This is a genomic window from Asticcacaulis sp. P2_B1 (assembly GCF_056404915.1).
Map to the genome: position 1 here is coordinate 90,656 of NZ_JBFUDD010000014.1, position 14,744 is coordinate 105,399.

A 14,744-nucleotide genomic window follows, 5' to 3' on the forward strand; every position below is an offset into this window, starting at 1 on the left:
TCACGGAGTGATGAGATGAAGATGACTTGGATTTTGGCCACGGTATCGGCCACCGCGCTACTCGCAGGCGCTGCCCATGCCGGCACCTATGAAAAAACGGCGACCGGCGTCGTCGTCCATCCCGACACCGGCTCGGCCAAGGAAATCCGGCTCGAGGTCATGAACGACTCGATCATCCACGTCCTGGCCCTCGACGACGCCGGCCGCGAACAGATTCCGTCCCTGATGACCGTCGCCACGCCGCAAGCCGGCGACTATCCCGTTACCGAAGCCAAGGGATTCGTCACCCTGAAGGCGCCCAAGGCCTCGGCCAAGATCGACCTGAAAACCGGCCTGATCACCTTCTATAACGACAAGGGCGTCGCCGTCCTCAACGAGACCAAGGCCGCCATTACCCCGGTCACGGTCGAAGACAAACCCTATGTCGCCACCTATGCCCAGTTCAATCCCGGCACGACCGAAGGCTTTTACGGCCTGGGTCAGCATCAGAACGCCCAGATGAACCTCAACGGCGAAGACCTGCTGTTGTCGCAACACAATATGGACGTCGCCATTCCGTTCGTCGTCTCGGACAAGAATTACGGCCTGTTGTGGGACAATAATTCGATCACGCGTTGGGGCAATCCGACGCCCTATGCCCTGTTCAGCCGCGATTTGAAACTGGCCGACGAAGGCGGAAAACCCGGCCTGACCGCGCGCTACTATGTCGACGACAAGCTGGTTTTGACGCGCACCGAAGACGACATCAAGTATCAGTACCTGAAGGATATCAAGGAATTTTGGCCCACCGACCCGGCGCTCAGCAAGACCGCCACCCAGGGCAAGAAGGTCAAGGTCGTCTGGGACGGCACCATGACCTCGGACATCTCCGGCGTCCACAAGATGCAGCTCTATTCATCGGATTATGCCGACCTGACGATTGGCGGCAAGAAGGTCATGAGCGTTTGGCGCCAGGGCTGGAACCCCTGGTACCACAATTTTGAACAAAGCTTCACCAAGGGCAAGCCGGTCAGCTTCCATCTCGAATGGCAGCCCTCCGGCGGCATGGTCGCGGTGACCCACGACAATCCGCTGCCGGCAGCCGACGCCCATGCCCTGACCCTGAGCTCCGAAGCCGGCACCGGCCTGAACTACTATTTCGTCGGTGCCGACAATATCGACGGCGCCATCGCCGGCTATCGCTACCTGACCGGTCAGGCGCCGATGATGCCGAAATGGGCCTTTGGCTTTTGGCAATCGCGTCAGCGCTACGAGACCCAGGATCAATTGCTGGGCGTCCTCAAGGATTACCGTGCCCGCGGCTGGCCGATCGACAATATGGTCCAGGACTGGTTCTACTGGCCGCAGGACCAGTGGGGCTCGCACGATTTCGATCCGAAGCGGTTCCCCGATCCGAAAGGCATGGTCGACGCCGTCCACGCCGAACACGCGCACATCATGATTTCGATCTGGGGCAAGTTCTACGCCAATACCGACAATTACAAAGAGTTCGAGTCCAAGGGCTATATGTTCACCCAGAACGTCAAGAACGGCACTCTGGACTGGGTCGGGCCGGGCTATCTCAATTCGCACTATTCGCCCTATAATCAGGACGCGCGCGACATCTATTATCGTCAGCTGAAGGACAAGCTGATCGACAAGGGCTTCGACGCCTGGTGGATGGACAATACCGAACCGGACGTCAATTCCAACGAGCGCCCGGCCGATTTCGCCAAGCTGATCACGCCGACCCAGATGGGGCCGGGCGCCATCGTTCACAATGCCTATGCCCTGATGAACACCAAGGCCATGTATGACGGCCTTAAGCGCGACCAGCCGGACAAGCGCCAATTCATCCTGACACGCTCGGGCTTTGCCGGCGTGCAACGCAATGCAGCGGCCGTATGGTCGGGCGATACGGCCGGCGAATGGAACAATCTCTACGATCAGATTTCAGCCGGCGTCAGCTTCTCCATGTCGGGCATTCCGAACTGGACCCACGATATCGGCGGCTATGCCCAGGAAAACCGCTTCCAGGTCGGCGATGTCGGCGATGCCCAGGAGAACCGTTCGGTCGGCAATTCGGTATCGACGCCGGCCGACGTCAAGGAATGGCAGGAACTGAACCTCCGCTGGTTCGAATTCGGCGCCTTCTCGCCGCTGTTCCGCAGCCACGGCGAAGTGGTCAAGCGCGAAATCTTCAACATCTCGCCCGACGGCAGCGACATGCGCGACGCCATGGTGTGGTACGACAAGCTGCGCTACCGCCTGATGCCCTATATCTACACCACGGCGTCCGACACCTATTTCAATTCCGGCACCATCATGCGCGGTCTGGTCATGGATTTCACCGATCCGAAGGTCAAGGATATCAAGGACCAGTACCTGTTCGGCCACGCCATCATGGTCGCTCCGGTCTATACCTACGGCGCGCGCTCGCGCAGCGTCTACCTGCCGGCCGGCGCCTCCTGGTACAACTACTATACCGGTGAGACATCGACCGGCGGCAAGACCATCGATGTCGAAGCCCCCGTAACGCAGATCCCGCTGTTCATCAAAGCTGGGTCGCTCATCCCGACCGGTCCGGTGACGCAATATGTCGATGAAAAGCCCGACGCGCCCCTGACCATCAATGTCTATACCGGCGCCGACGGCACGTTCAGCCTCTATGAAGACGACGGCGTGTCCAATGCCTATGTCAAGGGCGGCTTTACCCGCATTCCGCTGGCCTATAACGACAAGACCGGCGAACTGACGATCGGCGCGCGTTCCGGCAGTTATGACGGCATGGTCGCCAACCGGGTCTTCCGCGTGCGTTTCATCACGCCGGGCACCTCCAGCTCAGCCAGTTTCGACGATTACGACAAGGAAATCGCCTATAACGGCACCGCCGTCGTCGTCAAACGCTGATAATAATCAAGTCCTTGTGAAAAGGCCGGCGGTAACGCCGGCCTTTGTCATTTATGCTTGTCATATCGTAAATCTGAGCCATATTTGATGGGTGCCGCCGGCGTCCAACACACGCGGCGGGTCGTATAAGAGCGTAGTTCCTTCAGCCAAAGGTTACCGTTCATGCCGCACACCCAGTCCGACAATCAAATCGATCTGCAAAAACAACCCATGACCGTGCGCAAGGGCGTTGAAACCCTGCGCCGGGTCTGGCAATTCGGCACCATGGACGTGATCTTTCCGTCCGGTGAGCACATGACGCTGGTCGGACCGGAGCCCGGGCCCGAAGCGACCCTGCTGGTCAAGGACTTCAACTTCATGAAACGGGTCATGGCGTCGGGCGATATCGGCTTTTGCGACGGCTATCGCGAAGGCGAATGGGATACGCCGGACCTGGCCACTCTGCTGGAGGTCCTGACTCTCAATTCCGAGCGCCTCGGCCAATTGTTCACCGGCAATTTTGTCATGCGCACGATCAACAATATCATGCACGCCCTGCGCAAAAATACGAAAGAGGGCAGCAAGCGCAACATCTTCGCCCATTACGACCTCGGCAACAGTTTCTACGATCAGTGGCTCGATCAGAGCATGACCTATTCATCGGCCCTGTTTTCCGGCGAGCGCTTCAAGGAGCACAAGGACCTTGGGGCCGCCCAGAACGCCAAATACGCCAAGCTCGCCAAGCTGGTCGACCTGCAACCGGGCCAGCATGTACTGGAGATCGGCTGCGGCTGGGGCGGTTTCGCCCAATATGCCGCCGAGGTCATCGGCGCCCGCGTCACCGGTGTGACGATCAGCCAGGCCCAGGCCGATTACGCCATCGAACGCATGGAGCGCCTGGGCCTGTCCGACAAGGTCGATATCAAGATTATGGACTATCGCGACATCACCGGCGAATATGACGCGGTGGTGTCGATCGAGATGTTCGAGGCCGTCGGCGAGACCTATTGGGGCGTCTATTTCAACAAGCTCCACGACGTCTTGAAAAAGGGCGGGAAGGCGGGCCTGCAGATCATCACCATCGCCGATGAGGTCTTCGACGACTATCGCAAACGTGCCGACTTCATTCAGAAATACGTCTTCCCGGGCGGCATGCTGCCATCCGCGCAAAAACTGGTCGAGCAAACTCAGGGCGCCGGTTTGAAACTGATGTCCAATTTCAAGTTCGGCCACGACTATGCCGAAACGCTGAAACAGTGGGGTCAGCGCTTCGAAGACGCCTGGAAGGAAGGCCGGATCAAGGGATTTGACGCCAACTTCCGCAAATTGTGGCTGTTCTATCTGGCCTATTGCGAGGCCGGCTTCCGCACCGAGCGCACCAGCGTCGTGCATCTGGAACTGCAACGCGCGGACTAACCCTACCGGCGGGTCACAATTCTATTACTATAAAAAACTTGTCTGCCGGGATTAAGGACGTTACCAACGGCGTCTGTTTTCACGCCAACACCGAATCCGCCTGCGGCTTCGATGATTTGGGGGCCGGGTGCACGACGCAAATTCTATCGACCAGGGCAAAAGTCCCGCTGACGCCGCCTCGCGCGCCGTGGGAGCCATTACCCTGGTGCGCCACGGCGAGCCGGCCTTGTCGCGGCGCGTGAAACTCGACTGGCGCGGTTATCGCGACTGGTGGGCGAAATACGAAACCGTCGGCTTGCTGGAAGGCCAGACGCCCCCGCCGATCCTGCACGTCTTTGCCCGTGAGGCGCGCTATATCTATTCTTCGACCCTGCTGCGTTCGGTCGAAACCGCCCGCGCCGTCTGTCAGGGGCGCGGTTTCGTCGAGATGCCACAACTGATCGAAGCACCCCTGCCGCCGCCGCACCTGCCGTCTTTTATCAAGATGTCGCCCAACAGCTGGGGCTGGGGATTCGTCGCCCGGGTCTGGTGGTGGTATTTCAACGGCCACGGCGCCGGCGAGACCAGAGCTCAGGCCGTCGTCCGCGCCCGCGAAATGGCCGATTTCCTCGTGACCAAGGCGGAGGAGGGCGGCGATGTCCTCGTTCTGGCCCACGGCTATTTCAACCTGATGATCAGCCTTGAACTGAAGAAAATGGGCTTTATAAAGACTCTCGAGCAGGGCTTTAAATACTGGGGTTGCCGCCGCTACGAATTGAGGAAACGCCGATGACCGAAACCACTGAATTGTCCTTCGAAGCGGCCCTGGCGCAACTGGAAAAGATCGTCACCGAACTGGAATCCGGCAGCGCGCCGCTGGAAAAGTCATTGGAACTTTATCAAAAAGGCGCTGAGTTGAAGGCCCTGTGCGAAGCGCGACTCGAAGCCGCGCGTTTGCAGGTCGAAAAAATATCGCTGTCCAAGACCGGCGCCGTCGAAAGCGTTAATCCAACCGAGTTTAGTTAAGAGTACCTCGTATATGCTCGGGCGGGCAGTCGCCCTTGCCAAATTTCATTGAAATTTGGAAACGAATAGGAACGCAATTGACCCCAGTCGCCGCCAATTCCGACCTGCCGCCCTTGCACACGCGCATGGCCGAGACGGCCGACCTGGTTACCATGGCGCTGGACCAACTCCTGCCGCGCGGCGAAGGCCCGGAATCGCGCCTGACCGAAGCCATGCGCTATGCCGCGCTTGGACCCGGCAAACGCCTGCGCCCCTTCTTCGCCCTCGAAGCGGCCCGCATGTTCGACGCCGACGAAAACTCCGTCCTGCGCGCCGCCTGCGCTCTCGAATGCATCCATGCCTATAGCCTGATCCACGACGACCTGCCGTGCATGGACGACGACGACATCCGCCGCGGCCAACTGACCGTCCACCGCGCCTATGACGAAGCCACCGCCATCCTGGCCGGTGACGCCCTGCAAAGCGTGGCTTTCGAGATCATGGCGCACGAGGACACCCACGAAGATGCCAATGTCCGCTGCGAACTGGTGCGTCTGCTGGCCCAGGCCTCGGGCGCGCAGGGCATGGCCGGCGGCCAGATGATCGACCTCCTGGGCGTCCATGACGATCTCGGCGGCGTCGCCCGCATGCAGCGCCTCAAGACCGGCGCGCTCATCGTCTATGCCTTTCAAATTCCGCTGATCGTCGCCGATGCGTCGGAGCGCGATGGCATGGCCCTGATGCACTTCGCCCAGGATCTCGGCCTGGCCTATCAGATCGCCGACGACCTGCTCGATGTCGAAGGCGACCCGGACTTGCTCGGCAAGGCGTCGGGCGGCAAGGACGCCGCCAAGGGCAAGACCAATTTCGTCACCCTGCTGGGCCTCGAAGAAGCCAAGGGYCGCGTCAAGATTCTCAGCGACCAGGCCAAGTCACGGCTTGATATTTTCGGCGGAAAAGCGCGATACTTGCGTGATAGTGTTGACTTCGTTCTCAATCGGCGCAACTGACCTAGGGCTAAACTTAGTTCCGCCAGTTACTGGTTAGTGTGTATGCCTCAGACGCCTATATTGGACACATTGTCCGACCCCACCCATATCCGCGACCTCAGCCCGACCCAGGTCCGCGCCTTGGCGGAAGAGGTCCGCGCCGAAACGATCGATGTCGTATCGAAGACCGGCGGACATCTGGGCTCGGCGCTCGGCGTCGTCGAACTCACGGTGGCTATTCACCACGTATTTGAGACGCCGAAGGATATCCTGATCTGGGACGTCGGCCACCAATGCTATCCGCACAAGATATTGACCGGGCGCCGCGACCGCATGCGCACCTTGCGCCAGGGCGGAGGCCTGTCGGGCTTTACCAAGCGTTCCGAAAGCCCCTATGATCCGTTCGGCGCCGCCCACGCGGCGACGTCCATTTCCGCCGCCCTCGGTTTCTGCGCCGCCCGCGACCTGAAGGGCGAAAGCAACAAGGTCATCGCCGTTATCGGCGACGGCAGCATGTCGGCCGGCATGGCCTATGAAGCCATGAACAATGCCGCCGAAACGACGCGTAATCTGACGGTCATCCTCAACGACAACGACATGTCGATCGCCCCCCCGGTGGGCGGCATGAGCGCCTATCTTGCCAACCTGGTTTCCGGCGGCGCCTATCAGGCGGTCCGCCGCTGGGGCAAGAGCGTCGCCGAACGCCTGCCGCGCGGCCTGTTCGAAATGGTGCGCAAATCCGAAGAGCTGTCGCGCACCTGGGTCACCGGCGGCACCTTTTTCGAAGAACTCGGCTTCTACTATGTCGGCCCCATCGACGGTCACAACATGGACCACCTGCTGACCGTGCTGAAGCGCGTCCGCGACATCAATGACCGCCCGGTCCTGGTTCACGTCGTGACGCAAAAAGGCAAGGGCTATGCTCCGGCCGAAACCGCCGCCGATAAATATCACGGCGTCGCCAAGTTCGACGTCGTCACCGGCGAACAGGCCAAACCCAAGGCCAATGCCCCCAGCTATACGGATGTCTTCGCCTCGGAACTGATCAAACAGGCCCGGCGCGACCCGAAAATCGTCGCCATTACCGCCGCCATGCCGTCGGGTACCGGCCTCGACCGCTTCGGCGAAGTCTTCCCGGACCGCGTCTATGACGTCGGTATCGCCGAACAGCACGCCGTCACCTTCGCCGCCGGCCTGGCCGCCGAGGGCATCAAGCCGTTCTGCGCCCTCTATTCGACCTTCCTGCAACGCGGCTACGACCAAGTGGCGCACGATGTCAGCCTGCAAAACCTACCGGTGCGCTTCGCCATCGATCGCGCGGGCCTGGTCGGTGCCGACGGAGCGACCCATGCCGGCGCCTTCGATATTGGCTATCTCGGCGCCTTGCCGCAAATGATGATCATGGCGGCCGCCGACGAAGCCGAACTGGCGGCCATGATCGCCACCGCCACCGATTATGACGACGGTCCGTGCGCCTTCCGCTATCCGCGCGGCGAAGCCACCGGCATCGGCGTGCCGGAACAGGCGCAGCTGCTGGCCATCGGCAAGGGCCGCATCCTGCGCGAAGGCTCCAAGGTCGCCATCCTGTCGCTCGGCACGCGTTTGGGCGACGCCATGAAGGCGGCGGATATGCTGGCGGCGCGTGGCCTGTCGACGACGGTGGCCGATGCCCGCTTTGCCAAGCCGCTGGACCGTGAACTGGTCTTGCAACTGGCGCGGCACCACGAATGCCTGATCACGGTGGAAGAGGGCGCCATGGGCGGCTTCGGCGCCTTCGTGCTGCATTATCTGGCGGGCGAGGGCGCTCTCGACTCAGGGCTAAAGATCCGAACGCTTGTTCTGCCCGACCGCTATCAGGACCACGACAGCCAGGCCAACCAATATGCCGACGCCGGACTGGATGCTGCCGGAATCACCCTGACGGCGTTACAGGCGCTCGGCCTCGACGACGCGACAATCGCCAAGGCCGTGACGCGTTGAGGTTTCCTTCTCCCCATTCAAAGGGAGAGGCCGAGCGGCTGGTGTCGTGGCGGGCTTCAGCCTGCCGGATGAGGGGTACTTTCTTTCTGTCTTTGATACGACGACTTCTAAAGACCTTTGCCCTTTAGGATCGCATAAAAGGCAGCCTGTTTCAGGCGGCGTGCTGCCTTGGCATTATACCGGCTAAGGATGACTTCCTTTTTATTTTTGACGCCTACGCCCAGTGGCGTGTCAGGACATTTCGTCCAGCCGCCGACACGGAAAGCATTCTGCCGCACTGAGCTTTCAAGCACGTCCGCGACTCGATCATCTACTGACGATATCCGCGCCAGTGCGGCATCACCTTTATGCCGTTGACGCCGGTTTTCAAGAGCCTTGCGCAGGGGCATGGCCTTACGCGCAGCCTTGTCGTTGTTGCCGTAAGAATTCCGGCAATCCTTGGCATAGCTCAGTCGCTTCTTTTCGGCCGGCGGCATATTAATGGTGGGGCGATCCTTGTTCATCCCGTCTTATAACAAGAAAACGGCGCCCCCGAAAGGAAGCGCCGTTTTCAGTCTTAATATCCGTCGTTGATGATGACCGACGCGATCAGGCCGGTCGCAATCGCCGCCAGGACGTAATTGTTGTCGACCCGGCGCCATTCATAGCCATAGGGCGGGGCATAGAGGCGGTGATAGTGGCGGTAGTCGACGCGATAGCCGCGGTCCCAGTCATAGCGGGCGACATAGCCGCCGCGGCGCCAGTCCGAACGATCGTGCCAGCCCGAATAACGATAAGTGGGCTGATAGCTGCGATAATAGCCGCGATCGTAACCGCGGTGTTCATAACGGCGGTTGTCATGGTCACGGTAATGATCCCGGTCGCCACGGTGGTAACCGTTATCGTAATGGCCGCGGTCGTGATGACCGTGCCAGGATTGCGCCGAAGCCGCGCCACCAAGGGCGAAGGTCCCGGCAATGACGGCGACAGCCGCTGCTTTCAGAAGATGTTTCATGGCGATAATCCTTCACTTTGATTGCCCCAATGAAGCGTATTTTATGAGTCTCACCATGAACGTGCCATGAACACCACTGTCAGGTTTACATAAGGATTTTATAAGGATCGTCGACGAAAAACGGCGCCCCATAAGGCGGCGCCGTCTTCAATTTTCGTTGCGGCTATGATTCTGAGCGAAGTGAGTTTTGCCTTACGCGCCGGCCGCCAGCAGGGTTTGAAAATCGTGTTCGTCGCGCAGGGCCCAGGCGTCGAGGAACATGCGAAACTGGTACCAGCCATAGGCCGCCGGATCGCTGCCCAGCTTTTCATAATTAGCCTCAAAATAGGCGATGCGGTCCTGCCCCTCGGGTACGGGGCTGGGGAGATGGGATTCCACAACCTCGACCGCCGACATCAAGCGCTCCATGCGCGCCTTGCCGTCGGGTTGAGTCAGCCAGAAGGCGACCGCCACCCGATTGGCGTGGACTTCGCCGTCATAAAGCCGGCCGCCATTGCGCAGATTGTCCCGCTTGGCGTCGACGAAATGGGACATTTCGTGCGGCACCAAAAAAGCATTGAAGACTTCACCAAAGAAGACGCCGGGCGCCATCGGTGGAGTATCGCCCAGCAGGGATGCGATAAAACCCTGAAACTCCGGCGGGCATTGGACCCATGCCGCCGTATGCACTTCGCTGCCGTCAGGCTTGATCCAGGATAACTCGGGCGTAAAGCCCAACACGACCTTCGGTGTTGCGAAGCCTTTGACGAGGTCCCCGGCACTGATCATGAATTGAGCAACAATATCTTCCACTTGCGACTGAATGACGGCGACCGTCTCAGTCGTGTCCTCAGCCACCGCCGGACCAGCCAGGCAGGCCGTAAGGCCCGCGATAAAAATGCGTCTGTCGATCATTATATTACCCTCCAAATGCAGCGAAAGATAACAGCGACCTTTGGAAAGTCACGCCTAAATACCTCGCGAGACTGAAATTCAAAAAAGTATCGACCGAGGTCGCGCAGTGGGAACAAGAAAGAGGCCGGATTGCTCCGGCCTCGGTCCTAATATCCGTCGTTGATAATGATCGAAGCGATCAGACCGCTGGCGATCGCTGCCAGGACGTAGTTGTCATCGACCTGGCGCCATTCATAGCCATAGGGCGGGCTGTAGAGGCGGCGGTGGCCGCGGTAGTCGACGCGATAGCCGCGATCCCAGTCATAACGGGCGACATAGCCGCCGCGGCGCCAGTCCGAACGGTCGTGCCAGCCGGAATTGCGGTAGGACTGTTGATGACCATAACCGCGATTATAGCCACGATTATCGTCGCGATCATAACGGCGGTGTTCGTAACCGCCATTTCCGCCCCAGCCGCCGCCGTGACGGTCGTTGTCGCGACGGTTATCCCGGTCGCCGCCGCGATGACCGTTGTCATGACCGCGGTGGTAGCCATTGTCCTGGCCACCACGGTCGTGATGACCGCCTTGCCACGATTGCGCCGAGGCGGCGCTGCCCAGCGCGAATGTCCCGGCGATAACGGCGATAGCCGCCGTTTTGAGAAGATGTTTCACAGTGCTAATCCTTTGGTTTGATTGCCCCAGTGATACAACCATACGATGGTGGCTATGAACCTGCTGTGAACAAGCCCGTCATATCCGGCGCGCTTTATAAGGAAGGCAGGCGGAAAATCGCCGCGCCCGAGCGGATATAAAGACCCGCGCCATCGTCTTCGGCCACGCCCGCCAGGTCTTGCGCCAGTTGCCGGCTCAAACGCGCTTCCAGACCCTGCCGGACATGCAGGTAAGGGCGGAAACCTTCCGTCACATCGAATCGCAGGGGATGATCGCCATCGGCCTCGACCACGTCGCCGACATTGGTGCGAAAGGTCAGCACGTCGCCGGAAACCGTCATCTCCACGGCGATAAAGGGTACATCCTCGACCGTAATGCCGACCTTTTCGACCGGCGTGACCAGGAAATAGCTCCCGTCCTCCTTACGCAGGATACGGGCGAACAACTGCACCATGGCCGGGCGTACGATCGGGCTGCCGTTGTAAAACCAGGCGCCGTCCTGGGCGATGCGCATGTCGATATCGCCGCAGAAGGCCGGATGCCAGGTTTCGACCGGCGGAAGCTTGCCGGCCTGGCCGCCCGCGTCGCTGTAAAGGCGCGTCAGATCTGTCACGCCACGTCCTGGACGAGATCGGGCTCGGCATGACCGCTGCGCAGTAGCTCGACCCAGTTCTGCGCCATGTCCATGACGGCGGCGCGAGCCTCGTGAACGACACCGGCAAACAGGTCGAAGCCGAGTGGCAGGGTATCGTAACGGCGATACAGTACGCGGGTGCGTGCCGCTAGCAAACGATGGACGAAGGCCTCGGCCTGGTCGGCCAGCGGATCGAGACCAGCGGACACGATAAAGGTGCGCGGCTGACCGATAATCAGGCTCTCGCGCGCCGGCGATATCCGCGGATCGGTCAAATCGGTGCCGGCGCCGGCATAATGGGCGATCATGATATCGAGATCGCCGGCCGTCATCGGCCACAAACCGAGATTGGCATGCGCCTTGATGCCGGCATCGCTGAAATCGAGCAGGGGCGTCACCAGCAATTGCGCCACCGGCAGGGGTTTGAAGTCGCGCTTGAGATCGAGGCACAACCGGGCGGCCAGGCTGGCGCCCGTCAATATGCCGCCGATCGCGATCTCGCCCGACGTGGCGCCCAGGCGTGAGGCATGGGCCTGCGCCCATTCCAAAGCGGTGCGGGCATCGTCCAGGGCCGCCGGAAAGCGGTGAGCCGGCGCCAGCCGGTATTCCGGGATAAATACCGGACAGCGCGCCTCATGGGCGAAGACGCTGCAAAAGGCCCGGCTGAGCTGCGCCCCGCCGAGAACGCCGCCGCCCTGATGAAAGAAGACCAGAAGAGGGGCGTCGGGCGCGATCCGGACCGGACGGATGAGCAGGCCGGGTACGGGCGCACCGCCACCGACCGTCGAGGTCGCCCCGTCGCCGATTGTCTCGTATCTGACCTTGACGCCGGACGGCTGACCCAGGAAGGCGGCCGTATCCTGCCAGTCCTGGCGAGCCGCTTCCAGACTCTTGTCGCTTAAGGCCAGCGGCACCCGTCCGGGCGTGGTGTTGAACCAGGTCCGCCACAGGAACTGAATCTGGGCATCCAGGGTTCGGCCGGCGACATGGACGACACCGCTGCCCGCCAGCGAACGCAGCACCGGAACGGGCAGGGACAGCACCTTTTTCAGCAGCCAGAGACGTAGGGTAGACGATTGCATGCAGCCTCAGGGGACGTGAAATGCCGGACATTCATGCCGATATATCGGATAAAATGCGTTTTAGTAAGCGCTCAATCGCGGCGCGGGCTACCTCGCAAGGGGCTAGGCGCCCCCCTCGACGGCCGGTCGCCCTTGCCGGATTTTCGGATAAAATCCGGAAAAACTCCGAAAAGTGGGACATTTTAGCCAGAATCTTCGACAAATCGGGCACGGATTCGCCTCCCGGGCTGTATTTTTGTTTGACCAAATCCGGATCGTGCGGCTTAATGCCGCCACAATCCGTTAGTCTGGCTGCCTATGCTAAAGGGATTGAAGGGTTCGGGGTACCCTCCGGCGCTTTGGTCCTGACCTGCTGCTACCGAGATACCTGATTGTATTTGTGAGGGTTCAAAGCCTCACGCCTCGATAACAGCTCGAGACCATAGGAGAGCGCACATGGCCGAAGGTACGGTCAAATGGTTTAACACAACAAAGGGCTATGGTTTCATCCAGCCCTCCGAAGGCGGCAACGACGTCTTCGTCCACATTTCCGCTGTACAGCGTGCGGGCCTGCAAAGCCTCGCCGACGGTCAGAAGGTGGCTTACGAACTGCAGAACGAACGCGGCAAGACCGCAGCGGTCGATCTCCGGGTTCTCTAAGCACCTGCCAGGATATGAGTTGAAAAGCGCGGTCCGCGATGAGCGGACCGCGCTTTTTTATTGGGCTTTTTTACGCCTTAGGCGCCGTCGCGATCATCGCTTGGACATCCTCCGCCGTCATCCCATCGCCGCGATAGTCGCGCAACGCTTTCGAACCCTTGCGTTTGGCCAATCGCCGGCCTTCGCTATCCAACAACAACGGATGATGGGCATAGACCGGTGTCGGTAGTCCCAGCAGCGCCTGCAACAGGACCTGGGTATGGGGGGCGTCGAACAGGTCCGTACCGCGATGGATATGGCTGATGCCCTGGCGCGCATCGTCGATCACCACCGCCAGATGATAGGCCACGCCGATATCCTTGCGGCCCAAAATGACATCGCCATTGATCTCCGGCCGCGCCACCTGCTGCCCGGCATGAAGATCGTTGAACCGCAACTCGGGCCGCCCCAAATGCTCCAAAGCCGCCGTCACCGACAACCGCCACGCCGGATTACCCATGGCGCCCCCGACCTCGACATCGCCTTCCTGCGGCGCGCTCAAGGCCGCTTCAACCTGCCCGCTGCGCGTCCTGTGATCGGCGTAGAGGACGCCCATGGCCTTCAGCCGGTCCAACGCACCCTGATAGTCCGCCAGATGCTCGCTTTGACGCAGAACCGGCGTTTCCCACCTCAGTCCCAACCACGCCAGATCCTCGTAAATCGCCGCCTCGAACGGCGGCCGGCAGCGCGTATGGTCGATATCTTCGATACGTAGCACGAACGCGCCATCGTTCGCCCGCGCCGCTTCGAACGCCGTCAATGCGCTGAATGCGTGACCGAGGTGGAGATAGCCGGTGGGGGAGGGGGCGAACCGCGTGCGATAGGTCATTGTTGTTACATACCTTCCGCAATCACGACCGTCATGAAAAATTGACGTTCCTTTTTGGTGGAATCGGAGTCAATCTATCCACAGGTGGCTATCTGGATAAGGAGACTCGTCTTCAAACAGTGTCGAATACCGTATCAACCGAAATGCCGGAGGCCGGCATGCAGGTTTTGAAAAGTCCCCCGTCCGACTGGCGCGCGCTGGTGTTGAACGCCGATTTCCGCCCGTTGTCCTATTACCCCTTGTCGACCAAGCCGTGGCAGGAAGTCGTCAAGGCCGTCTTCGAAGGCCGCGTCGATGTGGTCTCGACCTACGACATCGAAATCCATTCGCCGTCGATGAAGATGCTGCTGCCCAGCGTCGTGTCGCTGAAAACCTATATCGACCAAAACCGGCCGCCGGCCTTCACGCGCTACAATGTGTTCCTGCGTGACCGCTTCTCGTGCCAGTACTGCGGTAGCCCGCAGGACCTGACCTTCGATCACGTCGTGCCGGTCAGCCAGGGCGGCAAGAGCACCTGGCAGAACATTCTGACCGCCTGCGCGCCGTGTAACTTGCGCAAAGGGGGAAAAACTCCCCAGCAGGCGCGTATGATGCCGACAAAAAATCCACACCGCCCGACAATGTATCAGTTGCAGGAGCTCGGCCGGCGTTTTCCCCCTAACTATCTTCACGAAAGTTGGATAGACTACCTGTATTGGGATACGCTTCTGGAAGCGTAGGGGTAAGCAGCTAGGGTTTGGCAT

Annotated in this window: 15 protein-coding genes; 8 read left to right on the top strand and 7 right to left on the bottom strand. The window is 60.3% G+C overall.

Annotated features, from left to right (window positions below; translation table 11 throughout):
• The first annotated feature begins 21 nt into the window (after positions 1–21).
• From AC1DX3_RS20820 to dxs, 6 genes are all read left to right on the top strand, one after another.
• A complete protein-coding gene (locus AC1DX3_RS20820) occupies positions 22–2,889 on the top strand; it encodes a glycoside hydrolase family 31 protein (RefSeq protein ID WP_476991262.1) in 2,868 nt (955 codons plus the stop codon).
• 162 nt (positions 2,890–3,051) lie between these two features.
• The gene (locus AC1DX3_RS20825) at positions 3,052–4,284 is read left to right on the top strand and encodes a class I SAM-dependent methyltransferase (protein WP_476991263.1); all 1,233 of its coding nucleotides are present in this window, start codon (positions 3,052–3,054) and stop codon (positions 4,282–4,284) included.
• 127 nt (positions 4,285–4,411) lie between these two features.
• The gene (locus tag AC1DX3_RS20830; protein ID WP_476991264.1) at positions 4,412–5,056 is read left to right on the top strand and encodes a histidine phosphatase family protein; all 645 of its coding nucleotides are present in this window, start codon (positions 4,412–4,414) and stop codon (positions 5,054–5,056) included.
• A complete protein-coding gene (locus AC1DX3_RS20835) occupies positions 5,053–5,289 on the top strand; it encodes an exodeoxyribonuclease VII small subunit (protein WP_476991265.1) in 237 nt (78 codons plus the stop codon). The genes AC1DX3_RS20830 and AC1DX3_RS20835 overlap by 4 nt, the downstream gene beginning before the upstream one ends.
• A gap of 125 nt (positions 5,290–5,414) precedes the next feature.
• The gene (locus AC1DX3_RS20840) at positions 5,415–6,278 is read left to right on the top strand and encodes a polyprenyl synthetase family protein (RefSeq protein ID WP_476991366.1); all 864 of its coding nucleotides are present in this window, start codon (positions 5,415–5,417) and stop codon (positions 6,276–6,278) included.
• A gap of 42 nt (positions 6,279–6,320) precedes the next feature.
• Complete coding sequence (gene dxs, locus AC1DX3_RS20845) at positions 6,321–8,237, top strand: 1-deoxy-D-xylulose-5-phosphate synthase (protein ID WP_476991266.1); 1,917 nt, start codon at positions 6,321–6,323, stop codon at positions 8,235–8,237.
• A 107-nt stretch (positions 8,238–8,344) separates the two neighbouring features.
• On the opposite strand, the gene AC1DX3_RS20850 is transcribed toward dxs, so the two are convergent.
• The 6 genes from AC1DX3_RS20850 to AC1DX3_RS20875 form a co-directional block, all read right to left on the bottom strand.
• Positions 8,345–8,740: a hypothetical protein gene (locus AC1DX3_RS20850; protein WP_476991267.1), complete on the bottom strand. Its 396-nt coding sequence runs from the start codon at positions 8,738–8,740 to the stop codon at positions 8,345–8,347.
• 53 nt (positions 8,741–8,793) lie between these two features.
• Complete coding sequence (locus AC1DX3_RS20855; RefSeq protein ID WP_476991268.1) at positions 8,794–9,231, bottom strand: RcnB family protein; 438 nt, start codon at positions 9,229–9,231, stop codon at positions 8,794–8,796.
• A gap of 192 nt (positions 9,232–9,423) precedes the next feature.
• Positions 9,424–10,125: a hypothetical protein gene (locus AC1DX3_RS20860; RefSeq protein WP_476991269.1), complete on the bottom strand. Its 702-nt coding sequence runs from the start codon at positions 10,123–10,125 to the stop codon at positions 9,424–9,426.
• Positions 10,126–10,271: 146 nt separating this feature from the next.
• Positions 10,272–10,778, bottom strand: coding sequence for an RcnB family protein (locus AC1DX3_RS20865; RefSeq protein ID WP_476991270.1), 507 nt, complete (start codon positions 10,776–10,778; stop codon positions 10,272–10,274).
• A 94-nt stretch (positions 10,779–10,872) separates the two neighbouring features.
• On the bottom strand, positions 10,873–11,391 hold the full coding sequence (locus AC1DX3_RS20870; protein WP_476991271.1) for a DUF1285 domain-containing protein: 519 nt from the start codon (positions 11,389–11,391) through the stop codon (positions 10,873–10,875).
• Positions 11,388–12,494, bottom strand: coding sequence for an alpha/beta hydrolase (locus tag AC1DX3_RS20875; protein ID WP_476991272.1), 1,107 nt, complete (start codon positions 12,492–12,494; stop codon positions 11,388–11,390). The genes AC1DX3_RS20870 and AC1DX3_RS20875 overlap by 4 nt, the downstream gene beginning before the upstream one ends.
• A gap of 435 nt (positions 12,495–12,929) precedes the next feature.
• Between AC1DX3_RS20875 and AC1DX3_RS20880 the strand changes: the two genes are divergently transcribed.
• Positions 12,930–13,133 carry a cold-shock protein gene (locus AC1DX3_RS20880; RefSeq protein ID WP_476991273.1) on the top strand — a complete coding sequence of 68 codons (204 nt, stop codon included), beginning with the start codon at positions 12,930–12,932 and terminating at the stop codon, positions 13,131–13,133.
• Between the two features lie 70 nt (positions 13,134–13,203).
• Here AC1DX3_RS20880 and gluQRS read toward each other — a convergent pair whose 3' ends face one another.
• Positions 13,204–14,001 (bottom strand): tRNA glutamyl-Q(34) synthetase GluQRS, encoded by a 798-nt coding sequence (gluQRS, locus tag AC1DX3_RS20885; RefSeq protein WP_476991274.1) that lies wholly within the window; start codon positions 13,999–14,001, stop codon positions 13,204–13,206.
• A 158-nt stretch (positions 14,002–14,159) separates the two neighbouring features.
• On the opposite strand from gluQRS, the gene AC1DX3_RS20890 reads away from it, so the two are divergent.
• Positions 14,160–14,720 (top strand): HNH endonuclease, encoded by a 561-nt coding sequence (locus AC1DX3_RS20890; RefSeq protein WP_476991275.1) that lies wholly within the window; start codon positions 14,160–14,162, stop codon positions 14,718–14,720.
• The last annotated feature ends 24 nt before the right edge of the window (positions 14,721–14,744 follow it).